A 25,902-nucleotide genomic window follows, 5' to 3' on the forward strand; every position below is an offset into this window, starting at 1 on the left:
CGTGGAGCGTCCCGTCTCCCCGGGTACCCGCGCCGGGTCGCCCGATGCGACGGGCGGCCCGGGCGGCAGGCGGTCGGGGGCGAGGGGCGACGGCGGCGGGTCAGCGGGCGGCGGTCCAGGAGTGGGCGACGTCCACGACGAGCGCGCCGTCCAGCCTCAGCACCCGGAACGGCAGCCGGGCCCGCACCCCGAGCCCCAGCTGGGTGACGCCCTCGAAGCTGCCGGCGTAGCGGGTGTCGCGGAACGTGCCGTACCCGGTGAGGTCGACGCCCGGGAGCGGCTGGGCGACCCGGCCGGGATAGGTGGGCGTGCCGGTGTCCACGTCGTAGGCGGGCGCGTTCACGCGCACCTCCAGAACGGCGCCGCCGCCGACGGGGATCGGACGGCCGGAACCGTCCTGGAAGAGGCGGTCGACGTACCTGACGGAGTAGCCGAGCTCGTTGCTCGCCGCGCCGGGGACGTCCACCACGAACCGGTCGTAGCAGTCGTGGCGTCCGGTCCTGACGTTCGTCACCGAGTCCGCCGTGCCGGCGGAGTACGTCTTGGCGACGCTGCCCCAGCCGGTGGGGCAGGCGGCGGCGGCCCGAGGGGCGGCGGCCGGGACGGCCTCGGCCGGCGTCACGGCCACGGCCAGCGTGGCGGTCATGAGGGCGGCGGCCGCCCAGACGGTTCTGCTTCGCACCATGGTGTCCCCCGGGGATTCCGAAGTGTCTGATACCAGACAGGACAATCCGGGCGGCGCGATGGTTGCACGGTCAGCACGTCGTCTTCGCGCGGCGGGCGTCGCGACCGTCACGACCGCTGGTTGCGCTACGACTGGTACGGCTGCCGGTGCTGCGGCTGCCCGTACGCCGGGCCGCCCGCGCTCTGCGCGCTGAGCTGCTCCGCCTGCTCCCGGCCCACCTTCTGCTCCGCGCCGCAGAACGTGCACTGGGTGAGGTACTTCGTCGAGATCGGGAACAGCGGCACGAAGAACAGCGTGAACTTCGTGACCCGCTTCCTGAGCGTGTGCGCGGCGGGGTTGTGACACCGGCCGCACACCAGGGTCAGTATGGCGAGCTGGTACAGGTATCCCTTGGTGCCGAAGATGATCACGCTGTCGCTTCCTCCCGGGGCACGGCCCGCGCGACACGACGCCGACGGACACGAACTGCGCTTGCGCTCCCCAGTCTGGTGCATGGCGGTGGGAAGCGGGCGGGGGAGGAGGCGTCTGCGGTGACACGGCGAGACGCGGTGCCGGGCCGCGGCCGGACGAGCGCGGTGCGAGGGCCCCTCAGGCGTCCCGCACCAGCAGCAGCGCCTTGCGCACCTCGTCGGCGCGGGGCGAGTCGAGTGCCGTGTACAGCGCCAGCGCCGCCCGGAGGTGGTGCTCGGCCCGCTCCGGATCCCGCAGCGCCTGCCGGACCGCGGCCGTGCCGACGTGGGCGCGGGCCTGCTCCTCCCGCTCCTCGATCCCCGACGCCACCTCCAGCGCCGAGGCGTGCGCGTCGAGGGCCTCGGCGTGCCGCCCGGCCCCGTGCAGCGCCTCGCCCAGACCGTTGAGGGCCCCGGCCTCGCCGTAGCGTTCCCCGGTCCGCCGGAACAGCTCCAGCGCCCGGTCCTGGTGCGTGGCGGCCTCCTCGTACCGGCCGAGTCCGCTGAACGCGTCGCCCAGGTTGGACAGCGCGTGCGCCTCGCCGCCGGTGTTGCCGAGCCGCCGGAACAGGGCGAGCGCCCGCTCGAAGTACCCGGCCGCGGACGCATGGTCGCCGAGCCGGGCCACGACGATGCCCAGGTTGCCGAGCGCGCTGGCCTCACCCAGCGCGTGACCCGTCGACCGGTACAGGTCCAGCGCTCTGCGGTACCGCTCGATCGACGCCTGGTAGTCCTCCAGCAACTCGTGCACGATGCCCAGGTTGTTGAGCACGTCCGCCTCGCCGTGCGCGTCGCCCTCCGCGCGGAACAGCCCGACCGCCCGCTCGTGGTGGTCGGCGGCCTCCCGGTACTGCCCGCGCAGCTCGTGCAGCACGCCGACGTTGGTCAGATGCCGGGCCTCGCCGGTGCGGTACCCGACACGCCGGCACAGCGCGAGGGCGGTGTCGTGGCAGCGGTGGGCGCTGTCGTAGTCGCCGAGCCGCCGGTGCACCGCCCCCAGGCAGACCAGCACGTCGGCCTCGCCGCGGGCGTCGCCGGCCGACCGGGCCGCCCGCAGGGCGTGGGTGTGCACGGCCAGGGCGTCGGCGTAGTGCCCGCAGCGCTCGTAGTGCCGGTGCAGGGTGGTGGCGAGCCGCACGGTGTGGCCGGAGGGGCCGGGCTCCTCGGTCCGCGAGCACAGGGCCACCAGCGTGGGCTGCGCGGCGGTGAGCCAGGCCCGGCACTCCCCGGGCGTCCGCAGCGGCGGGAGGCCGGCGTCCGGCAGGTCCACCACGGGACGCAGGTGCCGTTCGGCCGGGTAGAGCAGGTCCATGGCCGCGGCGGACGCCGCCAGACAGTGGTCCAGCAGACGGGCCAGGGCGGCGTCCCGGTCGGGCGCCGCGTCGTGCCGGACGGCCAGCTCCCCGGCGTAGGCCCGCAGCAGGTCGTGCATGCCGTACCGGCCGGGAGCGGTGCGCTCCACCAGGTGCGCCCCGGCCAGCAGGTCGAGCGCCCGCCGGGTGCGGTCCGCGGACTCGCCGGCCAGGGCGGCGGCGGAGTGGACGTCGGCGTCCGGCCCCGGGTGCAGGCCCAGCAGCCGGAACAGCCGGGCGGGCAGCTCGGGCAGACGGTCGTAGGACCAGGAGAAGACGGCCCGCACCGCGGCCCGCGGATCCCCGTCGCCGTCCAGCAGGTCCAACCGCCGTCTGCGGTCGCGCAGTTCGGCCACCAGCGCGGCCAGGGGCTCGGCGGGCCGCGACAGCACCAGCTCCGCCGCCACCCGCAGCGCCAGCGGCAGCCGCCCGCACTGCTCGGCCAGCGCCGCGGCCTCGGCCGGCTCCGTGTCCACGCGAGGCCCGACGAGCGTGCGCAGCAGCGCCGTCGCCTCGTCGGGGGAGAGGGCGTCGAGGACCACCCGGTGCGCTCCGTGCACCGACACCAGCGACGCCAGCGAGTCCCGGCTGGTGATCAGCACCCGGCAGGCCGGGCTGCCCGGCAGCAGCGGTCTGACCTGCGCGGCGGAGGCGGCGTTGTCGAGGACGACGAGCAGCCGCCGTCCGTCGACGGCCGTACGGTAGCGCGCCGCCCGGTCGTCGAGCCGCAGCGGGATCTCCGGCCCGGGGACGCCGAGCGCGGTGAGGAACCCGGCGAGCGCCTGCGCGGCGGACACCGGTTCCTGCGGGTCGTAGCCGCGCAGGTCGACGTAGAGCTGACCGTCGGGGAAGGCGTCGCGGACCCGGTGCGCCCAGTGGACGGCCAGCGCGGTCTTGCCGACGCCGGCCGTGCCCGAGACGGCGGAGACGACGACCGCCGCCGTCCGGCAGGCGTGCTCCGCGTCGAGCAGATGCCTTGTCAGGTCGGCGAGTTGATCGTCCCTGCCGGTGAAAGGACGTACGTCCATCGGGAGTTGCGCCGGGACGCGAGCGGCGGCGACGGGAGGCGCGGCGGGTACGGGGCACGGCGCGGCCGGCGGCGGCTGCCCGCCGTCCCTCTCGCTCAGCAACTCCTCGTAGGCCGAACGCAGTTCGCGTCCCGGGCCCACCCCCAGCTCGTCGGCCAGCTGCCGCTCGACGGTGGTGTAGGCGTGCACGGCCTCCGCCGTCCTGCCGGCCTCGCCCAGAGCGCGGACGAGCATCACGGCCAGCGGCTCGGACAGGGGATGCTCGGCCGCCAGCGGACCGAGCAGGGCGGGCACTTCCTCGGGTCTCCCCTCGTGCCGGACCGCCCCGGCCCAGGCGAGCGCCGCCTCGATCCGCTCGCCGCTCCACACGGCCCGCACACGCTCGGCCCACGCCCCGGACAGCTCCGGCAGCGGCGCACCCCGCCACAGGCCGAGCGCCTCCCGAAGGACACGGGCCCGCTCCGCCGCCGAGGGGCACGCGCGGCCCCGGGCGAGGAGCGCGCGGAAGCGCAGCAGGTCGACGGCGTCGTCGTCGCCCTCCAGGACGTAGCCGCCCGACGCTTTGGCGATGCGGAGCGCGGCCCCCTCCGCCTTCCGCCCGTGGTCCTCGGCCGAGGCGTCGTCCAGGAGCCGGCGCAGCCGGCTGATGTGCGCGTACAGGACCGATCTGGCCCCGCCGGGCGGGTCGGCGTCCCACACACGGTCGATCAGGGCGTCCACCGGGACGGGCCGTCCCGCGTCCGCCGCCAGTGCCGCGAGGACCGCTCGCCGGCGCGGCTGCCCCACCTCGCGCACGCGCCCCGCGACCCGCAGTTCCAGGGGGCCGAGCAAGTGCAGTATCACCGCTGACGCCGGGCTTCCAATTGTCCTCCGATGGTTCTTCACGGTGACGCGCCGGCCCACCGCCTGCCGTCACAAGGTTTTCGCAAGGTCCACCGTAGATCCTCACGGCGCAGGTCGTCAGGCGTTCCGCCGCACGAACCAGCCCCACCGGACGAGACCCTGACGAAGCGTCATATCGGCTGCGCGCGGGTCCCTGTCGTACGGGGTTCGGCAGGGACCCGGCGGCCTTGACGCAGAACACCCCAAGAGGAGACAGAAGATGAACCTTCGGCGCTGGGCCGCGGTCGCGTCCGTCCTGCTGATGGCCGGGGCGGGCACCGCCGTCGCCGCCCCCGCGAGCGCGGCCCCCACCGCGAGCTGCTACGGCTCGTCCTGCGAGGGCAAGGATCCCGACACCTACTGCGGGGACGACGCGACGTCCCCCGTCGGCGGAGTGTGGCTCGGCCAGGCGTACGTGGAGCTGCGCTACAGCCCGAGCTGCCGGGCGGCTTGGGCGCGCATCTCCCGCGCGAGCTACGGGAACGGCCAGTTCACCCCGTTCGCGACCGTCCACCGCAACTCCGACGGGCGGGAGTACACCTGCTCCGTGCCGGCCGGCGGCTCCAGCTGCTACACGCGGATGGTCAACGACGTCAACGTGACCTCCTACGCCAAGGGCGAGTGGGACAGCGGCGCGCGGACGTACCAGGGCCGCACGTCCAGCTACTGACCCGCGCGGTCGTGGAAGGGGGCCCGCCCCAGGCGGCGGGGCCCCTTCCTCGTCGCCCGCACGCGCCCGGCCGGGTCAGTCGACCGGCCAGGTGTGCACCGGGGCGTTGAGGTGCATGTAGTCGATGTACAGCTGCGTCATCCGGCGCAGCGCCTCGTGCCGGCCGGCGTGGTCGGCCGCCTCGATCCGGTGGAACATCTCCTTCTGCCACACCGCCCCGTTGCGGCCGGTCACGCACCGCTGCTCGATCACGCCGAGCAGCGGCTCCCGCCACGACGCGTCCATGCCGGACAGCTCCAGCCCGCGGTGCGCCAGCGGCAGCAGCCGCCGCAGGACGAGTTCGGGCACCGGCACCTCGCCCATCCCCGGCCAGTACAGCGGCGCCTCGATGCCGTGCCGGGCCGCCATGTGCAGGTTCTCCTCGGCGGCGGCGAAGGACATCCGCGACCACACCGGCCGCTCCTCCTCCACCAGGGCGCGGGTGAGCCCGTAGTAGAAGGCCCCGTTGGCGAGGGTGTCCGCGACGGTCGGCCCGGCGGGCAGCACCCGGTTCTCCACCCGCAGGTGCGGCATGTCGTGGGCCACGGCGTACACCGGGCGGTTCCACCGGTAGATCGTCCCGTTGTGCAGGGTCAGCTCGGCCAGCTCGGGGATGTCGCCCTCGTCCAGCGTGCGCTTGGGCTCCTGCTCGTCGCAGAGCGGCAGCAGGGCGGGGAAGTAGCGCAGGTTCTCCTCGAACAGGTCGAAGACGCTGTTGATCCACCGCTCGCCGAACCACACCCGGGGCCGCACCCCCTGCACCTTGATCTCCTCCGGGCGGGTGTCGGTCGCCTGCTCGAACAGCGGGATCCGCGTCTCGTGCCACAGCTCCTTGCCGAACAGGAACGGCGCGTTCGCCGCGAGCGCGACCTGTACGCCGGCGGTGGCCTGCGCCGCGTTCCAGTACCCGGCGAACTCCTCGGGGGAGACCTGGAGATGGAACTGCGTGCTGGTGCAGGCGGCCTCCGGGGTGATCGTGTCCGCGTACGTCCGCAGCCGGTCGACGCCGTCCACCTCGATCCGCAGGTCCTCGCCTCGCGCCGCGAAGACCTGGTCGTTCAGCAGGCGGTAGCGCGGGTTCTCCGACAGCGAGCCCTCGCCCACGTCCTCCTGCCGCAGCGTGGGCAGGATACCGATCATGATCAGCCGGGCGGCGACCGTCCTGGCACGCTCGTCGGCGTGGTTGAGCGCGGCACGGATCTCGGACTCCCAGGACTCCGGGCCGCCCTCCGTCAGCCGCCGCGGCGGGACGTTGATCTCCAGGTTGAACCGGCCCAGCTCGGTCGACCAGGCCGGATCCGCGATCGCCTCCAGCACGTCGCTGTTGCGCATCGCCGGCTCGGCCTCGCCGTCGACCAGGTTCAGCTCGATCTCCAGCCCCACCCGGGGCCGCTCCGATTCGAAGCGGGAGTCACGCAGCATCTGCGCGAGCGCGTCGAGGCAGTCCTGCATCTTGATCCGGTACCGGCGGCGGTCCTCGCGGGTGAAGACCATCGCCGGGACGTCCCGTCCCATCGGCCCTCCCGGCACCCCCTCCAGCGAAACTGACCCCTCCAGCGTCGCACCACCCGGCGGGGCGGACCATACGGGAGCAGCGCGAGCGCGCTCGGCGAGGCCGCTCAGCGCCAGCCGAAGCGGCGGTCGACCACCGCGGCGAACTCCTCCAGCGTCAGCACCGAGTCGCCGTTCTGGTCGGCGGCGTCGAACAGCGCGGAGGACGCGTCGGCGTCGCCCACGGCCCAGAACGGCAGGTCGCCCCAGGCCGCCAGGACGGGGCCCTTTCTCCGCAGCGCGACGATCACTTCCTCACGCGTCAGCGTGCCGTTCGCGTCGAGGTCGAGCGCCTCGAACAGTTTCCGCGCCTTGTCACTCGCCATGTCGTCCCCGTTTCCTCAGCGCCGGTCCGGGCGCCCTGCCCGGCACCGGCTCCAGTGCCCGTCCGGCGCCGCCGGGCCGGCCGGCCCGCCCCGTTCATCCACGCAACGCCTCCCGCCCCGCCCGGGTTCCCGCCACGGCGGACCGCTCGCGCGTCCACCCGTACAGCACGACCGAGCACACCGCCGCGACCGCGCACCAGGTCGACACGAACTCCAGCCGCCCACAGCGCCCAGCACCCCGCCGCGCCCACCGCCACCAGGCCTCCGAGCCCCACCAGCCACCGGTCGCCCGACAGCAGCAGAGCCCCCACGGTGGCCGCCAGATAGCCCGCGACAAGCAGTGCGGGGTGGGAGAGGCCGACGGCGTAGCCCACGGTGTGCCCGCGGATCTCGGCCGTCACCGGACCGGTCGCCAGCGCGTACCCGAGCGCCGCGGCGGTGACCACGCCCACCGCCAGCGGGACGAGCAGCCGGCGCCGGGCCCGCGGCGGCGCGGCGCACAGCGTCCCCGCCGGCACCCACACCGCGAGCAGAGGCAGCGCGATGACGGCCCAGACGACGGTGGCGGGCCCCCGCCCCCCGTCCGACGCCCACACACACCGCCTCGACCAGCTGATGGGCCCCCAGCAACAACGGCAGCGCTGCGAGCGGCAGTTCCGCCGCACGCCGAACCCGCGCCGCACAAGCCACCCCGACCGCACACACGCCGACCCCCGCGACCACATCGGCCGTCGCACTCCAGCACATCGGTTCACCGCCAGGCGTTCGTGAAGTGGTGCCGCAGCACACAGGCTTGCTTCCCCGGGCCTCTTGATCCAACCCTGCCGCCGTCAGGGGCACCTGGCGGCCACTCCCGCCGAACGAGTCCCGGCAAGCCGGCGTGAGGTCTCGGCGGGCCTGCCTCCGGCCGGTCTACGCTGCGGGGCATGAACGAGGCCATGACCTGCGGCGTCACCACTGAGCTCGCCCTCCTCAGCGCCATGGAGCTGGCCGCCGATCCGGAGCTGGAGGCCGGGTTCACGGAGTCGGCCCACCGCATCCTGGCGGACCTGGTCAGCGGAGGCGCCGCGCTGGGCTGGATCCAGCCACCCGCCCGGGACGAGGTGGCGGAACTCCTCGGTCACGTCGTCGCGGCGGCGCAGGCCGGGGACGCGGCCCTGCGTGCGGCATACCTCGGCCGTCGACTTGTCGGGCTGGGGTACTGGCTCCGCTACGCCCGACCTACCCATCGGCCTCACGCCGATCTGGAGAAGATCGCGGTGGATGCCACTGCCCACGGTCGTGGCGTCGGCCGGGCGCTGACCGCTGCCTTGATCGCTGACGCCCGGGAGGCGGGTGTCGAGGTCCTCACTCTGGACGCCCGTGGCGACAACGCCAACGCCCTGCACCTCTACCGGTCGCTGGGCTTCACCGAATACGGCCGTCTCCCCGACTTCGTCGCCGTCGGCGAACAACGCTACGACAAAGTCTTCTGCATGCTGGACTTCCGTGCTTGAGCATCTCCGGCCGCGACGATCTTGAGGCGGGCAAGATGTCTCGCATGACTGAGGAGACACGGTCTCTCGACGGTGAGACGGTGGGCACGGAGCCGGTGTCGTCGGCGCGCGCCCCATGGCAGAGGCCGGCAGACCGGCTGGGCCGTGGACGCGTGTCGGCATGACTGTGACGAGTAAGCGTCGGGTCCTGTACCGGCAGGGCACCGGGTTCTGGCGGATGACGGCGAAGTGGGCGTCAGTTTTCGGCCCCCTGTACCTGCTGGACGGAGGGCTGCTCCGGTCGTGGGGCGACGCTCTGGCCTGGCCGCTGATCGGAATCCTCCTGTGGGCGCCGTTCGGGATCGGCGTCGTCTGGTATCCGAAGAAGGACCAGCGGATCAAGCTGACGACGCGCGAACTGCGGGTGCGGCGAAAGAGGCTGCCGATGCAGGACGTGAACCTGCTGCACGTGGCACGGCTTTGGCTGGAGGGGCGTTCGACCGCGGACGCCCAGCCGGTGCTGGAGTGGGTTCGGTTCGACCGGGTGGTGTGGGTGCCGCTGCGGAACGGCCGGGCGTACGGCGTGGAGTTCCGCGACCCGGCCGCATTCGGCAAGGTCTTCGGTGACTTCGCGGTCGCGGCGTGCGGCGGGCCGGAGATGGTCCGCGCCAGGGCCGCAGCGGCGACCTACCCCGAGCCGCGCCCCATGCGGGCCCGCTCCGGCGACGGCGGCTCCTGGCCGGATGTCCTGGACATCTTCGACTGAGAGCCTGAAGCGATCGGTGCGGCCCTGAACGGGCGAGCTGGGTGCACGGCCCGCACCGGGCTCCAGGGGCCGCCGGGTGCCCCACCGGGCGTCCGGCTGGATGCCGTCCGGTGAGTCGGGTCAGGACAGTGCGGATTCCGCTGGGCGGAAGCAAGCCGTGACCGTCTTGCCGTGGGGGCAGGGGCGGGTTTCCCAGCTGTCGGCGAGCGCGTCGACCAGCATCATGCCCCGCCCGCCGACGCGTTCCGTGCTCGGCGGCTTCGGGCTCGGCAGGTCGGGCGACCCGTCGTGGACGGCGATGTGCAGACACCGGCTGTCCCAGGTCATGACCAGCTGGGCGCTGCTGCGCGCATGCCGGTGGGCGTTGGTGACCAGCTCGGAGACGGTGAGCAGGACCGAGTCCACCGTCTGTGGGTCGTCGTCGGCCCAGCCCAGCGTGTCGAGGTGCCGGCGGGCCCAGTCACGCGCCTCCTTGACGGAGCTGTTTATCGGCAGAGCACGAGCCCAGCCCACTGCACGCACCGCTGATCGGTCCACGGTGTTTCCCTCCCTCGATCGGTGCCGCTGGGACAGCGTCTACCCTGCGGAAGCGGCATGAAGCCGGACAACCGGGCAGCCGGCCGAACACGGCGGCGGCCCAGGGCCCCGGTCCCGGGCCGCCCACCCGGCCGTCGCCGGCCCCGTCGCACCCCGCCCGCACCGGTATCGTGAGCCGCCGCCCAGGCCGCAGGCCGCCCGAGCCACCGCCCAGCCACGGCCCGCCGCGGCCGCCGACAGGAGCCACGTGACCGACACCGGCACCCGCATTCGCCCCCGTACCGCGCCCCGCCCCCTGCTGCTGCCCGACGGGCGGCCCGCCGCGCTCGCCTGGAGTCTCGACCCCGGCATGCTGCACCTCAACCACGGGTCCTTCGGCGCGGTGCCCCGCGCGGCGCAGGAGCGGCAGGACGCGCTGCGGGCCGAGATGGAACGCGCGCCGGTCAAATGGTTCCCGGAACTCCCCGCCCGGGTCGCCGCCGCCCGCGCCGAAGTCGCCGGCCACCTCGGCGTCGACGCGGGCGACCTGGCGCTCGTCCCGAACGCGAGCGCCGGCGCGAGCGTCGTGTACGCGGCGCTCACCGCGCGGCCCGGCGGCGACGTCGTCGTCACCGACCACGGCTACGGCGCCGTCACCATGGGCGCCGAGCGGCTCGCCCGGCGCAGGGGCGGCCGGGTGCGGACCGCGCGGGTGCCGCTCGCGGCCGGCGCCGAAGAGGCGTACGACGCGGTCATGGCCGAGGTCGACGACGACGTGGCGCTGATCGTCCTCGACCAGATCACCTCCGCCACCGCCCGCCGGATGCCCGTCGAGCGCGTCGCCGCCGAGGCGGCCCGGCGGGGCGTCCCCCTGCTCGTCGACGGAGCCCACGCCCCCGGCCTCCTCGCCGCGCCCCTGGACGGACTGCGCTGCGACGCGTGGGTGGGCAACCTGCACAAGTGGGCGTGCGCCCCGCGCGGCACCGCCGCCCTCGTCGCCCGCGGAGCGCTGCGCGCCGAACTGCACCCCCTCATCGACTCCTGGAACGCCCGCGAGGCGTTCCCCGAGCGCTTCGACCAGCAGGGCACCGTCGACGCCACGAACTGGCTGGCCGCGCCCACGGCCCTCGACTTCGTCGACCGCGTCTGGGGCTGGGACACGGCCCGCCGCTACATGGACGACCTCGCCGACCACGGCGCCCACGTCGTCGCCGCCGCCCTCGCCGGCCCGGACGCCCACGACACCGCCGCAGCCGACGTCGGCATGCCGGTGCCCGGGATGCGCCTGGTCCCGCTCCCCGAGGGCCTGGGCGCCACGCGGGTCGAGGCCGACGCCCTGCGCGACCGGGCCGTCGCCGAACTGGGCGCCGAGACCGCTTTCACCAGCTTCGCCGGCGCCGGATACCTGCGGCTGTCCGCCCACGTCTACAACACCCCCGCCGACTACGAGGAGTTCGCCGAACGCTGCGCCCCCGTCGTCCGCGCCTGGGCGGCCGAGGCCCGGACCCGGCGGGCGGCCGTCTGACCTGCCCCCGCCGGCCGGGGCCGACGGCTTATAAGGTGAGCCATGTGACAGAGGAACACCGGTGAGAGCGACGCGAGGCCTGGCCACGCTGGACGAGGTGGAGAGCGGCGACCACGTCTGCCAGCTTCTGGAACCGGCCGAGACCGCGGGCGAGCGCAGCCGCGCCTTCGTCGCCGACGGCGCGCTCTTCGGCGACAAGGTCGTCATCGTCGGAGCGGACGGCGGATCCGCCCGCCGCCTCCCCGACACCCCGGCCCCCGTGCTCATCGATCCCGCGCGGCTGGAGGGATCGCTGCTCGCCGCGGTGCGCCGCGAGGCCGAGAACGCCGGACGCGAGGGCTTCCGCGCCCTGCGCATCCTGCGCCATGTCACGGCCGACCGCACCGGCGCGCCTCCCGACAGCATGCTGCAGAGCGAACTGGACCTGGAGGAGTTCGCCGCGGACAGCGGCGCCATGGTCCTGTGCACCTACCGCCCCGCCGACTGGGACCCGCCCACTCTCGATCAAGTGACGTGTGTGCATCCGCACCACGTGGGCAGCCGACCCGCAGCACCCGAGTTCCGGGTGTTCAGGACCGGAGAGGGACACTGGACGGTGACAGGAGTCATCGACTCCGCGGGTGCCGCGGCGTTCGGCGCGGTGCTGCGCAACCTCGTCGCCCACGCCCCGGTGGTGCGCCTGATGTGCCACGAGGTGGAGTTCTTCGACGCGGCGGGGATGAGCGCACTCGCCGACGCGGCCCGGTACCTTCCCGACCGACAGGTGATCATCGAGGGGGCCAACGAGACCGTGCGGTTGTGCTGGCAGTTGTCGGGCTTCGCCGCGCCGGAGGTGCCGGTGGTGATCTCCCCATGACCGACCGCACCCCGGGCGACACCCGGGACCAGGGCTCCGGCTACCGGCACGAGCTGTATCCGTACCAGGGCCGCGAGGCGTTCCTCGACGGCACGCTCGGCTTCATCCACGAGGCGCTCGACGGCGACGAGGCCGTCGTCGTGGCCGTCCCGCAGCACAAGGTGTCGCTGCTGCGCGCCGAACTCCCCGAACTGTCGACCGTCCGTTTCGTCGACACCGACTCCGTCGCCCACCACCCTGGGCGGCTCATCGCCGCCTGGCAGGGATGGATCCACGAGCACGCCGCCGACGGCCGTCCGGTGCGGGGCATCGGCGAGTCCAGCTGGGAGGAGGCGCACAGCCAGGCCGAGGTCCGGGAACTGCGCTACCACGAGTGGCTGCTCAACAAGGCCTTCGCCGACAGCCCCGCCTGGTGGCTGCTGTGCCCCTACGACACCGACGGCACGAACGTCGATCTGACGGCCATGGCCCGCTGCCACCCCGAGCTGCGCGAGGACGGCCGCAGCCGGCCCAGCGAGGGCTACGACGCCGAAGCCGCCTACGCGTTCGAGCACCTGGGCAGCCCCTGTGACCCGTTCGAGGAACTGCCGTACGGGGCGGGAGACCTCGCCGCGGTGCGCGCCCGGATCGCCGAGTGCGCCGAGCGCAACGGTCTCGACGGGGTGCGGCTGCGCGAACTGAGCATCGCCGCCACGGAGATCGCCGCCAACAGCATCAAGCACGGCGGCGGCCGGGGCGTGCTGCGGACCTGGGTCGACGAGGACCGCATGATCTGCGAGTTCTGGGACGGCGGCCACATCGCGGACCCCCTCGCCGGCCGGATGCAGCCCCACGCCTCCCAGGTGGGCGGCCGCGGCCTGTGGCTGGCCCACCAGCTCTGCGACCTCGTCGAGCTGCGGTCCACCCTCGAGGACGGGACGACGATCCGCCTGCACAGCGCGCTGCGCGGCTGAGCCTGCGCCCCGCGGGTGCGGGGCGCGGAGACGGCCCGCACGGTGGAGGGGAGGGCGCCGCGCCCGTCGCGGCCCCGGAGGATGCACCGCCGTCATGAGGAGCGCAGCCATGGCCAAGGGCAGCAGCCGCAAGAAGGAGCCGTCGAAGGGCGACGAGGTCGCCTGGAGCAGTCACGGCTCCGAGACCACCGGAACCGTGGAGAAGAAGATCACCGAGCGGACGAAGGCCGCCGGCCGCACCGTCGACGCCTCCCCGGACGAACCCCAGTACGAGGTGCGCAGCGACAAGTCCGGCCGTACGGCTGTGCACAAGCCGTCCGCCCTGAAGAAGCGCGGGAAGAAGTGAGCTCCGGGCCCCGTGACGACGCCCGGAGCGAGGGCCGGGCGGGGCCGGCCCTCCTGTCCCGAGGCGCCGGCGGCGCCCGTCATCTGCTGTAGCCGAGGACGGTCATCATGCCGGACTCCGAGTGGTACTGGTTGTGGCAGTGCAGCATCCACAGGCCCGGGTTGTCGGCCATGAAGTCGAAGACGAGCTTGCGGTGCGGCAGCACGATCGCCGTGTCCTTGCGCGTCCCGACCGAGTCGATGCCGGTCAGGGCGAAGGTGTGGCCGTGCAGGTGCACGGGATGCCACATGTCGGTGGCGTTGATGACGGTGATCCGCACCCGTTCCCCCTCGCGGACGGCGTGGCGCTGTTCGACGGAGTAGGGCTGGTGGTCGATGGCCCAGTCGAACTTCTCCATGCCGCCGGTGAGCCGGAAGCGCATCTCGCGGTCCGGCTCGCGGTCGCTGAAGGCCACGGACTCCGCCGGCACCAGCCGCCGGGCCGGCACGACCCTGCCGTCCAGCTCGTCGGGGTGCACGAAGGGCCCCGGGGTCCCGCCGCTGCCGGTGCGCAGCACGGCCAGGGCCCGGGCGTCCTTGCCCTCGGCCAGCGCGACCAGCGGGAACACCCCGTCCTGGGCGGTGACGAGCACGTCGTAGCGTTCGGCCATGCCGAGCAGCAGCGCGTCCGTCTCCTTGTGCTCCACCGGATAGCCGTCGGTGTGGGTCACCGTCATCCGGTGGCCGCCCAGCGCCACCCGGAACGCGGTGTCGCCGCCGGCGTTGATGATGCGCAGCCGGATCCGGTCGCCGGGGCGGGCCTGGAAGACCGAAGGGGCCTGCGGCAGACGGCCGTTGATGAGGTAGTGCGGGTAGTCGACGTGGCCGCCCGGGCTGTGCAGCATCCGGCTGCGGGAGTGCCGCAGAATGCGGGACGGGCCGGCGGAGCCGCCGGACGACGACCGGGCGCCGGCGGCGGGGCCGTGGCCCGGGCCGTGGTGGTGGGCGAGCTCCTCGCCCATGTCCATGGGCGCCGCCCTGCCGCCCAGGAGTTCGGAGAGCACGGCGTCCGGGGTGGAGCCGTTCACGCCGTCCAGCCAGTCGTCCAGGACGACGACCCACTCCTTGTCGTAGGACAGCGGCTCCCTGGGGTCCTCGACGATCAGCGGGGCGTACAGACCGCGGTCGAGCTGCATGCCCGAGTGGGAGTGCAGCCAGTACGTCCCCGGGTACGCCACCGCGAAGCGGTAGTGGAAGTCCGCGCCGGGTCTGATCGAGTACTGCGTCAGGCCGGGCACGCCGTCCATGTCGCAGCGCAGCCGCAGACCGTGCGAGTGCAGCGTCGTCGGCTCGGACAGGTGGTTGGCGAGCGTGACGTCCAGGATGTCGCCCGAGCGGACCCGGATCTCCCTGCCCGGCAGCGTGTCGCCGTACGCCCACGATCTGACGGTCAGACCGCCGAGGTCCAGGGCGGTCTCCACGGCGGTCAGTCTGACCTCGCGGACCGGTCCCGACCCGCGGGCCGCCTCGGCGGCGAGCACCTCGGGACCGGACGGGTCCACGTACCCCCCTGGCCCCTTGGGGACGAAGCCGCCGGCGTGACCGCCGCCGGCGGCCGGGCCGGCCGCCGAGGGACGGTCGGCCCCGGCGCGGGGACCGGCCGCCGACCGGGAGTCGGGGCCGGTCCCGGAGCAGCCGGCCAGGGCTCCCGAACCGGCGGCCGCGATCGATGCACCGAGCACGGTGCGCCGTGTATGTGTGTGCATGACTGAATAACACATGTCTTATAGTCATATGTGTGTGAACCGGGGCGGCGCGTCTCACGAATCGCCTGCGGGGACACGCACGTCGGCGAGGACGACACCGCTGCGCGGTCGCGCCGGGATCCGCCGCAGTGAGATCCTCAAGTCCTGCTCCGGCACCGTGTGCTCGAGCCGGGCCAGGCGCACGGCCAGCGCCTCCAGTACGCCGATGACGACGCGTTCGCCCGGGCAGCGGTGCCCGCTCCGCGGCTCGCCGCCGCCCTGCGGGATCAGCACGTCGCGTTCGATCGGCCGGCCCAGGAACCGCTGCGGGCGGAAGGCGTACGGCTCCTCCCACCAGCGCGCGTCATGGTTCTGGCCGTAGACGTCGAGCAGCACGAGCCCGCCCGCCGGGACCCGTTCGCCCTTCCAGGACAGCTCCGTCACCGCCCTGCCGCCGACGAAGGGGGCGAACGGGTAGAAGCGGCGCACCTCGTGGACGAACGCGGTGGCGAAGGCGGGATCGCCGTCCCGCAGCGGCTCCCGGTACTCGGGCCGGCGGTGCAGCGCGTGCGCCGCGAAGGCCACGAACCAGGTCACCGCGGCCGTCGGCCGGATGACGTTGAGCAGCTCCACGGCGGCCGTCCGCGGCTCCAGCGGCTCACCGGAGGCGTCCCGGTGCCCGCACACCGCATCCAGCACCGAGCCGGCCGTGGCCTCCACTGCGCCCGAACGGACGTCCGACACCAGACGGGCCAGCCGGGCCTCCTGACGACCGCGGGCCCGGCGCGCCCGCAGGTGACGCGGGCCCAGCGTGGCGAACCCGTCGACCATGGCGATCAGATCGCGCGCCGTCCGCTCCGCTTCGCCGTCGTCGAGGGGGACGCCCGCCCAGCGGCAGACGCCCCGGGTGATCACTTGGCTCACCTCGTCGAACAGCACGACGTGTTCACGCCCCGCCCAGGAGGGGGCGGCTTCGTCCCAGGCCGCCGCGATCTCCTTCGCCGAGCCGGTGACCGCGTCCTGTTCCAGCAGGGGCAGGAACAGCGCCTTGCGCGCGCGATGCGCGTCCCCGTCGAGCGTGTGGACCGCGCCGTGCCCGAACAGGGTGCTCAGCACCGGGCCCGGGACCGCGCCGTGCCGCCGCACGTGCCGCTCGTCGTAGAAGAACCGCACCGCCTCCGGCCCGCGCAGGGCCAGCACGGGTCGCCCCGCGAGCCGGGTGCGCACCACGTCGCCCCCGGTCTCCCGCATGCGGTTGGGCAGCCACGCGTAGCCCTCCGCCAGCAGGGGGAGCGTCTGGTCGGGAAGTGTGAGGGGAGAGTGCGGAGAACGAGGCGAAGATGTCATGCGCCGGCGAGTGCCCACGGCGCCGCCGTTCAGTGCCGAGCGGTTCCCCGGGCAGGCCTGCCGTCGAGTGAGCTCGGCGGGCGCGGGTACTCCGTGAACCAGGGCACAGCACCCGCACGGGTTGGACGGGCATGGCCATGAACAGCGACGACACCCCGGACGACGCACTCGATCTCCACTTCGTCGGCAACGCGACCGTGCTGCTGCGCTACGGCGGGCTCACCCTGCTCACCGACCCGAACTTCCTTCACCGGGGGCAGTACGCCTACCTCGGGTACGGACTGCTGAGCCGCCGTCTGACCGAACCGGCCGTGGACGCCGGCGACCTCCCCCGTCTCGACGGGATCGTGCTGTCCCACCTGCACGGCGACCACTGGGACCGCCGGGCGCGCCGTCTCCTCGACCACACCGTGCCGGTGCTGACCACGCCGCACGCCGCACGCCGGCTGAGAGTCGTCCACGGCTTCTCCCGGACCGCCGGGCTGCGCACGTGGCACGGACTCACCCTGCGCCACGGCGACGCCCGGGTGCGGGTGACGGCGCTGCCCGGTCGGCACGCCGGCAACCCCGTGCTCCGCGGGCTGCTGCCGCCCGTGATGGGCAGCATGCTGGAGTTTCGGCCCCGCCCGCGGACCGGTCCGTCTGCGGCTGTACGTCTCGGGCGACACCCTCGTCCACGACGGCCTCGACGAGATCGCCCGCCGTTTCCCCGCCGCCGATCTCGCCGTCCTCCATCTCGGCGGCACCCGCCTGCCCGGCGGTTTCGTGGTGACCATGGACGGCGCGCAGGGCGCGGAACTGGCCCGGCGGCTCGACCCGCGGCTGATCCTTCCGGTCCACTACGGCGACTACACCGTGATGCGCTCGCCGCTCTCCGCCTTCCTCGCGGAGACGGAGGCCCTCGGCCTCGCCGGTCGAGTCGTCCACTGCGGCCACGGGCAGCGTGCTCGCGTCACCGCCGGGCGCGGGGCGGCGACGGTGAGCGGAGTGTGACGGCGCGCGGAAGCGAAGGACGACGCGACCGCCGCTCAGGGGGAGCGGCGGTCGCGTCGTAGCCGGGTGCGCGTCACTCGACCTTGGCCCAGTCCAGCGTCCGTTCCACCGCCTTCTTCCAGTCGGCGTAGCCCTGCGCCCGCCGGTCCTCGGACCACTGCGGCTCCCACCGCTTGGACTCCTGCCAGTGGGTCCGCAACTCGTCGGTGTCCCGCCAGAATCCGGTGGCGAGCCCCGCCGCGTACGCGGCGCCGAGCGCGGTGGTCTCCGCGACGACCGGCCGGCTGACCGGCACGCCGAGCACATCGGCCTGGATCTGCATGCACAGGTCGTTGGCGGTCACGCCGCCGTCCACCTTGAGCACGTCCAGGTGCACCCCGGAGTCCTGCTCCATGGCCTCGACCACGTCACGGCTCTGGTAGCAGATGGCCTCCAGCGTCGCCCGGGCCAGGTGACCGTTGTCGTTGTAGCGCGCGAGGCCCACGATCGCGCCGCGCGCGTCGGAACGCCAGTACGGGGCGAACAGACCGGAGAACGCGGGCACGAAGTACACGCCGCCGTTGTCCTCCACGGTGCGCGCGAGGCTCTCGCTCTCCGCCGCGCTGGAGATGATCTTCAACTGGTCGCGCAGCCACTGCACCGCCGACCCGGTCACCGCGATCGACCCCTCCAGGGCGTACACGGCCGGGCTGTCGCCGAACTGGTACGCCACGGTGGTCAGCAGCCCGTGCTGCGAACGCACCAGCTCCGTACCGGTGTTGAGCACCAGGAAGTTGCCGGTGCCGTAGGTGTTCTTCGCCTCGCCCGGCGCGTAGCAGACCTGTCCGACCGTGGCCGCCTGCTGGTCGCCGAGCACGCCCGCGATGGGGATCGCCGCCCGCAGGGGCCGGGAGGTGCGGGTGACGCCGTAGGCCTCGCGGTCGGACGACGGCTTGATGGTGGGCAGCATCTCGCGGGGGATGCCGAAGAAGCCCAGCAGCTCGTCGTCCCAGTCGAGGGTCTCCAGGTCCATCAGCATGGTGCGGCTGGCGTTGGTCACGTCGGTGGCGTGGATGCCGCCGTCGGGACCGCCCGTCAGGTTCCACAGGACCCAGGCGTCGGTGTTGCCGAAGAGGGCGTGGCCCTGCTGCGCGGCCTCGCGCACCCCGTCGACGTTCTCCAGGATCCACTGGATCTTGCCCCCGGAGAAGTACGTCGCCGGCGGCAGGCCCGCCTTGCGGCGGATGACGTCGCCCTTGCCCGAGCGCTCCAGCGCGGCGGCGATGGAGTCGGTGCGGGTGTCCTGCCAGACGATGGCGTTGTAGTAGGGGCGCCCGTTGCGCGGATCCCACACGACGGTGGTCTCGCGCTGGTTGGTGATGCCGATCGCCGCGAGATCTTCCGGGGACAGGTTCCCGTGCCGCAGGGCGTTCTGGATCACCGAGTTGGTGCGCTCCCAGATCTCCACCGGATCGTGCTCGACCCACCCGGACTGCGGGAGGATCTGGGCGTGCTCCAGTTGGTGCTTCGCCACCTCGTTGCCGGAGTGGTCGAAGATCATGAAACGGGTGCTGGTGGTCCCTTGGTCCACCGCGCCCACGAAGTCAGCCATGGATTACCGCCTCTGTTGCGGGGATCAGCACCTCGGGTGCCGGGATGGGGTCCTTCGGCGCGGGGATCGTCACTCCTCGGGCGCCGGGACACGGCCGGGGGGCTCCGGCTCCGCCGTGGGCAGGAAGTGGCCGACCAGGACCTTGTACAGGCCCGCACCGAGCAGGCCGCCGATCAGCGGTGCGATGATCGGAACCCAGAAGTACAAGTTCCCGTACTGATCTCGCCATGCCGTTCCGTAGCCCGTGATGAAGCTGGCGAGTCTCGGCCCGAAGTCACGCGCCGGGTTGATCGCGTAGCCCGCGTTGGTGCCCCAGGCCATGCCGATGGCCACGACGACGAGACCGATGATGAACGGCGCCAGGTTCGCGCCGGGCGGCGTGTTCAGCAGATCCGTGATGGCCAGGATCAGCAGCAGCAGGATCGCGGTGCCGATGATCTGGTCACGGAACGCCCCCCATTCGTGGACCGGCAGGTTCGGATTGCCGTTCGCCGGGAGTGTGGAGAAGACGCCCTGGGTCTTGATGGTGTGACCGGGGTCGGCCTTCGCCAGCGCCTCGGTGTAGTTCCAGCGCACGATCAGCGCCGCCACGAAGGCCCCGGCCGTCTGGGCCACGGCATAGGGCGCCACCTTGTTCCACGGGAACCCCTTGAACGCGGCCAGCGCGACCGTCACCGCAGGATTCAGGTGGGCGCCGCTCAGCCGGGCTGCGACGTACACGCCGAGCGTGACGCCGAGGCCCCACGCCCAGGAGATGCTGTCGTGGTTTCCGAGGCCGCCGGGCGGTGTCGTCAGGGCGCCGCCCGCGACGACCTGGGCCACCACGCCGCAACCGAAGAGAATGAGGATCATGGTGCCGGCGAACTCGGCCGACAATTCGCCGATCAACCCCGCCCTTTTGAATCGCTCAGCCATGGAAGCCCGCTTCCCGCCGGTTCCTGACCGGCTTTCGAGTGCCCGAGCTCTCACCAGATCAGCATAAGTCGGTCATAAAGGGTGCGCAGATCAACGGTTTCCCGGGGCCCGCGATCGCGCGGCGAGGCCGGTGTCACCCGTGCCGGTGATCAGGGCCGATTGCGGCCCCGGGCTGGGTTCCCCGGCGGCAGGGTGGGGGGATGCGTCGTTCCTCCTCCCTCGTGGCGGTGCCCTTCTCCCTCGTGGCGGTGCTGGCCGCCGGACTGCTCGCCGGGGGCTGCGTGGCCGTGCCCCGTGACGAACCGCAGCGGCCCGCCACCGGGAGCGCCGCCGCCGACGTCCGCACGTCCGCGCCCGGACCGCCGGCCGGCCGGACCGACGGCCCGCCCACCGGCCGGTCGGCGCTCGTCGGCACCGGTTCCACGCCCAGCGCCCTCAGGACGCCCCGGCCCCGGCAAGCCGCGCCGGACACCCCGCCGCGCAAGCGGGCGGCGCGCGAGGCGCCCGAGCCGAACCGGCGCCGGACCGGTGCCCGCGCTCCCGGCCGCGCGCCGGCCCCGGGCGCGCCCCGCCGGCGGTCCGGCACCCCGCGCACCGCGCAGCCGCCGTACACCGACTACGACCTGCGCACCGTGTGCGGCTGGTCCCATCAGGCGCCCGTGTCGCCCTCCGTGCGGCAGCTCTGCGACACCTACGTCCGCTGACGGGTGTGCCACCGTTCACGGGCTCGCGCGGGGCGTCCGGTCGTCGGTGTCGGGCGGTGGTCCGTGGTGGCCTCGAGGTCCGTGGTGAGCGCCTCGAACCAGACCTCCATGTCCGTCAGCAGGGGCAGCACGCTCCACGAGGTGCGGGCCGCGACATCCGGCGGCAGAGGCGGCAGGCTGATGTGCAGGCCGTCCGCCGGGAAGCCGGCCGCGCGGAGGGCCGCCGCCTCCACCTCGTCCGTCGCCGCCCTCAGCCAGCGCAGCGCGGCGGGCGGCAGATCCCGCATGCTGTCGGTGCGGGGCAGCCAGTGCGCCCCCACCAGCACCCGCGACCCGAAGTTGAGCGCGGCGAGCCAGTCCGGCCCCTCACCGGCGGGCCGCGGCGAGAACTCGGTGCGGTACTGCGCGTACACCGCCTCCGCGATGCGCAGCCGGCGCTGCGCCGTGCGCACCTCCTCCGCCGTGTCGCCGTGCCGGGGGCCGGGTACGCCGCCCTCGCCGGCGGCGGCCGCGACGGTGGCCCGCACCAGCGGCGCGGTGGACCGGAACAGCGCCGCCACACTGCGCCGGATCTCCGCCCGCGCCCCGGACGGCCACGCGAGCACCCCGCACAGCAGCCCCACCGCGCTTCCTGTCAGGACGTCGACGATCCGCGCCTCCGCGAGCCGCCAGGTCACCGGCGCGAGCTGGGCGAACGCCGTGGAGACCACCAGGGTGAACAGCCCCTGCGCCCAGGCCGGCCCGCCCAGCGGCCCCACGGTGAACGCCAGCAGCATCACCGGGGCGAGCAGCGCGGCGTACACGTCGGTGGCGTCGCCCGCCCCCACGAGGAGCACGCCGGCGGCGAGCGCGCCGACCAGGGTGCCGGCGACGGCCGAGCGGACCACGGACCAGGTGGCGCCCGCCGTGGTGCGCCCCAGGGTCAGCACCGCCAGCAGCACCCAGAAGCCGTGCGTCAGCTCCAGTGAGCCCGCGACCAGACGGGCGAGGCCCAGCCCGAGCGCGGTGCGGACGGCGTTCTGGAAGACGACCGAGCGGGGCGTGACATTGCCGAGGATCCGCAGCGCCCACAGGCGGACCGCCGGCGTCGCGGCGTACCAGAACTGCGCCCGGGGCAGCCCGAACAGCGGCCGGGGCCCGCCGAGCGCGAGGAGGGCGGCCGCGCGCACGGTCACGGCCGACACCGCCGAGGTCAGCACCGTCGACTGCCGCAGCAGCAACGCGCGTGACGGGGCGGCGCGGGCGTCGGGGGCGGCGCCGCGCGCGGCCAGGAACTGGGCGGTCATCTCCTCGATCAGTTCGGGCCCGGCGAGAGGCCGGGCCCCACGCAGGGCGTCCGCCGTCGCCGCGCACGTCGACGCGATGCCGCGCAGCAGGTCCCGTGAGGCGGAGTCGGCCGGGTCGGGGGCGAGCCCGGCGAGCCCGGCCAGCAGGTCCAGGAGCCGCCGGGTCGCGGAGCCGGCCTGGGCGAGCGCGCGGTCGGTGTGCCCCGCGCCGGTCGGTCGCGCGCCGGGCGGCTGCTGGGAGAAGCGCAGACTCCGTCCGGTCGCCTTGAGCCGGGCGGCGAGGCCGACGTCCGTCCCCTTGCTGCGGCCGGCGCCCGCGAACGAACCGGCCGCGTGGGCCGCCAGGTCCAGGGCGTCGGCGAGCCGCACGCGGTACGACGGCTCAGCCGGCTCCGGGAAGAGCAGCACCTCGCCGAGCGCGAGCAGCAGCGTCCCGGCGGTGAGCCCGATGAGCCGCTGCGGCAGGGTGTCCGGCGCGTACGGCGGGAAGCAGGCGAGGATGTAGAAGAGCTGGAGTCCGGGGACGGTGCCCGCGAGGCGCGGACCGCACGCCGCGAGGAAGGTCAGCGCGAAGCCGACGAACACCATGCCTGCGACGGCCGGCCAGGTCGCCACGGCGAGCGCGGTGCCGAGCGCGGTCAGCGCGGCGGCGGCCGGTAAGGCGCGAAGCAGCGTCAGGGCTCGCCGGCGGCCGGAGCCCGGCACCGGTGACAGGACGCCGAACGAGATGGGCGCGAACAGGGCGTAGATCGCCATGACCGGCTGGTCCAGCAGGTACAGCGCCGGGTAGAACCCCGCCGCCGCGGCCGCCGTGACCCGCGCCGCCCGCCGGCCGGCCCTGCGGGATTCGGGCAGCGAGGGCCGCCTCACCATGAGCGCTCCTCTCCACGCGCCCACGCCCACGCGAGGACCGCTGAGTCCTCCCAGTGTCGCGGACCTCCCGGCGTCGCGCGCGGCCCGGCGCTCCGCGAGGCGACCGGCCGGGGCGCGGACGACCCAGGTGGTGCGCGGCCCGGCGGCTGCGCCGGCTGACGCGACGTCGACGACCGCGCCGCCCGAGGCGAGGGCCGCCGGGCGGGCCCGAAAAGTTTCGAGGACGGCGGCAACCTCCGCGCCCCGGGCGGCGACTGACGGGCGAGACGTCTACCCGCACTTTTCGAACGGACGGACATGAAGGCTACGAGACACGCCGCGCGACGCCGCCCCGGCAGGCGCGGACTGTGGACCATGACGACCGCGGCGCTGGCCGCCCTGGGCGTGCTCGTCTACCTGGTGATCACCGTACGGTCCGGCCCCGGCGCCCACACGGACGCCGGAGCCGGATCCCGGGCGGGCGCCGCGGGCCGGGCCGCCGTCGCCTCCGCCGCATCCCGGCCCACGCCGCCGTCCCCGACCGCGCCGGCCGCACCCTCCCCGTCCGCGTCCCCCTCCCCGACGGCGACCCCGAGCACGACGGCCTCCGCGACCCCGTCGGCGTCCCCCACGGCGCGCGCGTCGGCCCGGGCCGCCTCCCGGGCGACGGCCGCCGACACGCCCTCGGCCGGGCGGATCCGCCCCGGGGTCTCCTACGCCGGGCTCGCCACGCACTACGACGCGGGTGACGGCAACGGGGCGTGCCTGTACGGCCCGACCGACGACCTCATGGTCGCGGCGATGAACCACACCGACTACGAGTCGGCGAAGGCGTGCGGCGCGTACATCGTCGTCCGCACGGCCGCCGGCGCGTCCGTCACGGTCCGCGTCACCAACGAGTGCCCGCTGCCCTGCGCTCCCGGGCAGGTCGACCTCAGCAAGCAGGCGTTCGCCAAGCTCGCCGACCTCTCCGCCGGCCGACTCTCCGTCACCTGGAGCCTGCTGAGCCCCAGCACCTCCGACAAGATCTCCGTCCGCTACAAGACGGGGTCCAGCGCGTACTGGTGCGGCATCCAGGTCGTCGGCCACCGCAACCCCGTGGCCCGGCTGGAGGTCGCCGCCGACGGCGGCTGGCGGGCCCTGCCCCGCGCCGACTTCAACTACTTCCTGTCCGAACAGGGCGCCGGCTGCGGCAAGTCCCTGCGCGTCACCGACATCTACGGCGAACGACTCGAGATCGGCGCCCTGCCGGTCCGTCCCGACGTCCTGCAGCCCACGGGAGCCCAGTTCAGCCGGCACTGACCACCGCTCCCGTCGCCCGGAGCAGCGCGGTGTGGGCGAGCCACCCCGCTGCCGCGCCGACCGCGTACCAGAGCAGGTCGGGCGGGTTGAAGGTGGAGCCGAGCACGAGGCGGGCGAGGACACTGCGCCGGGAGAGCTCGGAGGGGACCTCGCTGAGCTGGAGGAACTCCACCGCCCAGCTGACGGCCAGGGCGGTGCCCGCCGCCGCGAGGGGCGTCGCCCGGGGCGCGGCGAGGACGACGAGGGTGAGGACCAGCACCGTGTAGAGCGCGTCCCCGCCGTACTTCGCCACCTCGCCCGCCGCGACGGCCCGCAGCCCGAGCCCCGCGCCGACCGTTCCCAGTGCGGCCGCGGCGGCCGCCCAACGGGTCCGAGCGGCCGTCCCGCGGCGGGATTCCTCATCGGTCCGGAAGGTGAAGGGCACGGGAGCATCCTGCCCCGTACGGCGCCGGCCGGGGTGTGCGCACCCGATGGGGGCGGAAAATCCGGGAATCCCTCACACCGCGGTCGCATCGGGCGGACGAGACCTGGACCGCTTGTGACGACCCTGTCGAGACCGGCGGCAAGGGTTGCGCGCACCGGCCGGCCGGCCTGTCCGGCGACGGTCGTACGACGGCCTCGGCGGAGGGACTGTGAAGGCCGCGCGGCATTCGCTCACCGGGTGGTCACACCCGTGGAGCGGGGCGGCGCGACGCGCCCGGGCGGCCGCCGAGCGGCTGGTCCCCGCTCCGTCCGGCGTGCTTGGATCCTCGCGTCCTGGAGTCGCCGGGGACCGTCCCACCTGGGATGTCCGGCGGACTCCTGCCATGGAAGAACGTGAAGGGAACCGCGAGTGATGAACCTCCCCGCTCAGGTGGACACCGTCGAGCTGTCCGACTCCGACCTGGACGGCCTCGCCGGCGCCGGTGCCGCCGCCGGCCTCGCCGCCGTCGGGTCCGGCGGTCTCCAGGTGGAGACGCCGCTCGTGGGCGTGTGCGCCGACGTCCTGGCCGTCGCCTCGCCGGAGGGCCTCGGCCTCGGCACCGCCACCGCCGTTCACACCGCTGCCTGACACACGGACAGCGCGCGACGGCCTGCGGCCCCTCACCACGTCCGACGTGGTCAGGGGCCGCAGGCCGTTCGGTTCGCCGACCGCTCAGTGGGGGAGCCGTGCGCGGGCCGCGCCGGCCCTGGCCGCCGGACGGGCGGCGGCCCGCACCGACCGGCGCACCAGCCGCGCCTCCCGCCGCACGTCCCGGGCGGCGTGCCGGCCCCGCCACGCGAGGGACGGGTTGCCGGCGGTGTCCGCGGCCGCGATCAGCAGACCGCCCAGCATGGAGGCGTTCTTCAGGAAGTGGATGCGCTGCTGCGCCCGCTCCTCGGGGTCCTTCACCTCCCAGAACCGGTGCGCCGCAAGGGTCGTCGGTACGAGGGTCGCGGCGAGCGCGAGCGCGGCCACCCTCGGGACACGCCCGGTGGCCAGCAGCAGTCCGCCGGCCACCTGCACGGCACCGCTGAGCCGTACGACCTCCTCGGTGCGGTCGGGCAGAGCCGTCACCCGGTCGGTGACGGGCCGTACGACGGGCTCGGCGGCCGGAGTGACCTGCTCGGGCGCCCGCAGGGAGCCCAGGCCGCCCGAGACGAACATCGAGGCGAGCAGGGGACGACCGACCAGACGCAGCACACTCATGGTCCTCTCCAGACAGATTGACCGACACGACACAGACGGTGACCGGGTTCCCCACGAGGGCGCACGTCACTCGGCGTCGGGGACACGGAACGCGGGGCGGT

General features: G+C 74.2%; 23 protein-coding genes and 2 pseudogenes. 11 read left to right on the forward strand and 14 right to left on the reverse strand.

The window, feature by feature from the left end:
* Positions 1 to 100 precede the first annotated feature (100 nt).
* From ACFYXA_RS06580 to ACFYXA_RS06590, 3 genes are all read right to left on the reverse strand, one after another.
* The gene (locus ACFYXA_RS06580; RefSeq protein ID WP_352253560.1) at positions 101 to 685 is read right to left on the reverse strand and encodes a hypothetical protein; all 585 of its coding nucleotides are present in this window, start codon (positions 683 to 685) and stop codon (positions 101 to 103) included.
* 125 nt (positions 686 to 810) lie between these two features.
* A complete protein-coding gene (locus ACFYXA_RS06585) occupies positions 811 to 1,095 on the reverse strand; it encodes a zinc-ribbon domain-containing protein (protein ID WP_352253558.1) in 285 nt (94 codons plus the stop codon).
* Positions 1,096 to 1,273: 178 nt separating this feature from the next.
* Positions 1,274 to 4,357: a tetratricopeptide repeat protein gene (locus ACFYXA_RS06590; RefSeq protein WP_389028737.1), complete on the reverse strand. Its 3,084-nt coding sequence runs from the start codon at positions 4,355 to 4,357 to the stop codon at positions 1,274 to 1,276.
* A gap of 259 nt (positions 4,358 to 4,616) precedes the next feature.
* Here ACFYXA_RS06590 and ACFYXA_RS06595 point away from each other — a divergent pair, with 259 nt between their 5' ends.
* Positions 4,617 to 5,066, forward strand: coding sequence for a DUF2690 domain-containing protein (locus ACFYXA_RS06595; protein ID WP_352253554.1), 450 nt, complete (start codon positions 4,617 to 4,619; stop codon positions 5,064 to 5,066).
* A gap of 75 nt (positions 5,067 to 5,141) precedes the next feature.
* Here the strand turns inward: ACFYXA_RS06595 and ACFYXA_RS06600 are convergent, their stop codons facing one another.
* The 3 genes and pseudogenes from ACFYXA_RS06600 to ACFYXA_RS06610 form a co-directional block, all read right to left on the reverse strand.
* A complete protein-coding gene (locus ACFYXA_RS06600) occupies positions 5,142 to 6,620 on the reverse strand; it encodes a glutamate--cysteine ligase (RefSeq protein ID WP_389028741.1) in 1,479 nt (492 codons plus the stop codon).
* A 104-nt stretch (positions 6,621 to 6,724) separates the two neighbouring features.
* Positions 6,725 to 6,982: an EF-hand domain-containing protein gene (locus ACFYXA_RS06605; RefSeq protein ID WP_389028744.1), complete on the reverse strand. Its 258-nt coding sequence runs from the start codon at positions 6,980 to 6,982 to the stop codon at positions 6,725 to 6,727.
* A gap of 94 nt (positions 6,983 to 7,076) precedes the next feature.
* Positions 7,077 to 7,729, reverse strand: a pseudogene (locus ACFYXA_RS06610) (DUF6629 family protein).
* Between the two features lie 179 nt (positions 7,730 to 7,908).
* Between ACFYXA_RS06610 and ACFYXA_RS06615 the strand changes: the two are divergent.
* Together ACFYXA_RS06615 and ACFYXA_RS06620 are read left to right on the forward strand one after the other, a co-directional pair.
* Positions 7,909 to 8,478 carry an N-acetyltransferase gene (locus tag ACFYXA_RS06615; RefSeq protein ID WP_352253548.1) on the forward strand — a complete coding sequence of 190 codons (570 nt, stop codon included), beginning with the start codon at positions 7,909 to 7,911 and terminating at the stop codon, positions 8,476 to 8,478.
* A gap of 160 nt (positions 8,479 to 8,638) precedes the next feature.
* Positions 8,639 to 9,223 (forward strand): hypothetical protein, encoded by a 585-nt coding sequence (locus ACFYXA_RS06620; RefSeq protein WP_389028747.1) that lies wholly within the window; start codon positions 8,639 to 8,641, stop codon positions 9,221 to 9,223.
* A 120-nt stretch (positions 9,224 to 9,343) separates the two neighbouring features.
* On the opposite strand, the gene ACFYXA_RS06625 is transcribed toward ACFYXA_RS06620, so the two are convergent.
* Positions 9,344 to 9,760, reverse strand: coding sequence for an ATP-binding protein (locus ACFYXA_RS06625; protein WP_351096627.1), 417 nt, complete (start codon positions 9,758 to 9,760; stop codon positions 9,344 to 9,346).
* Positions 9,761 to 10,007: 247 nt separating this feature from the next.
* On the opposite strand from ACFYXA_RS06625, the gene ACFYXA_RS06630 reads away from it, so the two are divergent.
* From ACFYXA_RS06630 to ACFYXA_RS06645, 4 genes are all read left to right on the forward strand, one after another.
* Positions 10,008 to 11,264 carry an aminotransferase class V-fold PLP-dependent enzyme gene (locus ACFYXA_RS06630; protein ID WP_389028751.1) on the forward strand — a complete coding sequence of 419 codons (1,257 nt, stop codon included), beginning with the start codon at positions 10,008 to 10,010 and terminating at the stop codon, positions 11,262 to 11,264.
* 61 nt (positions 11,265 to 11,325) lie between these two features.
* The gene (locus tag ACFYXA_RS06635; RefSeq protein WP_352253604.1) at positions 11,326 to 12,120 is read left to right on the forward strand and encodes an MEDS domain-containing protein; all 795 of its coding nucleotides are present in this window, start codon (positions 11,326 to 11,328) and stop codon (positions 12,118 to 12,120) included.
* Positions 12,117 to 13,073: a sensor histidine kinase gene (locus ACFYXA_RS06640; RefSeq protein WP_352253602.1), complete on the forward strand. Its 957-nt coding sequence runs from the start codon at positions 12,117 to 12,119 to the stop codon at positions 13,071 to 13,073. Before ACFYXA_RS06635 ends, ACFYXA_RS06640 begins: the two co-directional genes overlap by 4 nt.
* 94 nt (positions 13,074 to 13,167) lie before the next feature.
* Complete coding sequence (locus ACFYXA_RS06645) at positions 13,168 to 13,419, forward strand: DUF2945 domain-containing protein (RefSeq protein WP_389028756.1); 252 nt, start codon at positions 13,168 to 13,170, stop codon at positions 13,417 to 13,419.
* Positions 13,420 to 13,498: 79 nt separating this feature from the next.
* On the opposite strand, the gene ACFYXA_RS06650 is transcribed toward ACFYXA_RS06645, so the two are convergent.
* Positions 13,499 to 15,163: a multicopper oxidase family protein gene (locus ACFYXA_RS06650; protein ID WP_389028759.1), complete on the reverse strand. Its 1,665-nt coding sequence runs from the start codon at positions 15,161 to 15,163 to the stop codon at positions 13,499 to 13,501.
* A 54-nt stretch (positions 15,164 to 15,217) separates the two neighbouring features.
* Entirely contained in the window at positions 15,218 to 16,489 is a 1,272-nt protein-coding gene (locus ACFYXA_RS06655; protein ID WP_389028762.1) for a cytochrome P450, read from the reverse strand.
* A gap of 137 nt (positions 16,490 to 16,626) precedes the next feature.
* On the opposite strand from ACFYXA_RS06655, the pseudogene ACFYXA_RS06660 reads away from it, so the two are divergent.
* Positions 16,627 to 17,482, forward strand: a pseudogene (locus ACFYXA_RS06660) (MBL fold metallo-hydrolase).
* Between the two features lie 73 nt (positions 17,483 to 17,555).
* Here the strand turns inward: ACFYXA_RS06660 and glpK are convergent.
* A complete protein-coding gene (glpK, locus tag ACFYXA_RS06665) occupies positions 17,556 to 19,073 on the reverse strand; it encodes a glycerol kinase GlpK (RefSeq protein ID WP_389028765.1) in 1,518 nt (505 codons plus the stop codon).
* Positions 19,074 to 19,142: 69 nt separating this feature from the next.
* Positions 19,143 to 19,988 (reverse strand): MIP/aquaporin family protein, encoded by an 846-nt coding sequence (locus tag ACFYXA_RS06670; RefSeq protein WP_352253608.1) that lies wholly within the window; start codon positions 19,986 to 19,988, stop codon positions 19,143 to 19,145.
* Between the two features lie 200 nt (positions 19,989 to 20,188).
* Between ACFYXA_RS06670 and ACFYXA_RS06675 the strand changes: the two genes are divergently transcribed.
* Complete coding sequence (locus ACFYXA_RS06675; protein WP_389028768.1) at positions 20,189 to 20,692, forward strand: hypothetical protein; 504 nt, start codon at positions 20,189 to 20,191, stop codon at positions 20,690 to 20,692.
* On the opposite strand, the gene ACFYXA_RS06680 is transcribed toward ACFYXA_RS06675, so the two are convergent.
* On the reverse strand, positions 20,680 to 22,851 hold the full coding sequence (locus tag ACFYXA_RS06680) for an FUSC family protein (protein ID WP_352253719.1): 2,172 nt from the start codon (positions 22,849 to 22,851) through the stop codon (positions 20,680 to 20,682). The two genes, ACFYXA_RS06675 and ACFYXA_RS06680, sit on opposite strands and share 13 nt — an antisense overlap.
* Before the next feature lie 297 nt (positions 22,852 to 23,148).
* On the opposite strand from ACFYXA_RS06680, the gene ACFYXA_RS06685 reads away from it, so the two are divergent.
* Positions 23,149 to 24,132: an expansin EXLX1 family cellulose-binding protein gene (locus ACFYXA_RS06685; protein ID WP_389028773.1), complete on the forward strand. Its 984-nt coding sequence runs from the start codon at positions 23,149 to 23,151 to the stop codon at positions 24,130 to 24,132.
* Here the strand turns inward: ACFYXA_RS06685 and ACFYXA_RS06690 are convergent.
* Positions 24,119 to 24,556 (reverse strand): DUF2809 domain-containing protein, encoded by a 438-nt coding sequence (locus tag ACFYXA_RS06690; protein ID WP_389028776.1) that lies wholly within the window; start codon positions 24,554 to 24,556, stop codon positions 24,119 to 24,121. The genes ACFYXA_RS06685 and ACFYXA_RS06690 overlap by 14 nt on opposite strands.
* Positions 24,557 to 24,967: 411 nt before the next feature.
* On the opposite strand from ACFYXA_RS06690, the gene ACFYXA_RS06695 reads away from it, so the two are divergent.
* Entirely contained in the window at positions 24,968 to 25,183 is a 216-nt protein-coding gene (locus ACFYXA_RS06695; protein ID WP_351096601.1) for a hypothetical protein, read from the forward strand.
* 84 nt (positions 25,184 to 25,267) lie between these two features.
* On the opposite strand, the gene ACFYXA_RS06700 is transcribed toward ACFYXA_RS06695, so the two are convergent.
* On the reverse strand, positions 25,268 to 25,801 hold the full coding sequence (locus tag ACFYXA_RS06700; RefSeq protein WP_389028779.1) for a DoxX family protein: 534 nt from the start codon (positions 25,799 to 25,801) through the stop codon (positions 25,268 to 25,270).
* Positions 25,802 to 25,902 lie beyond the last annotated feature (101 nt).

Origin of the sequence: Streptomyces sp. NPDC002566 (genome assembly GCF_042889585.1) — a bacterium.
Lineage (GTDB): Bacteria > Actinomycetota > Actinomycetes > Streptomycetales > Streptomycetaceae > Streptomyces.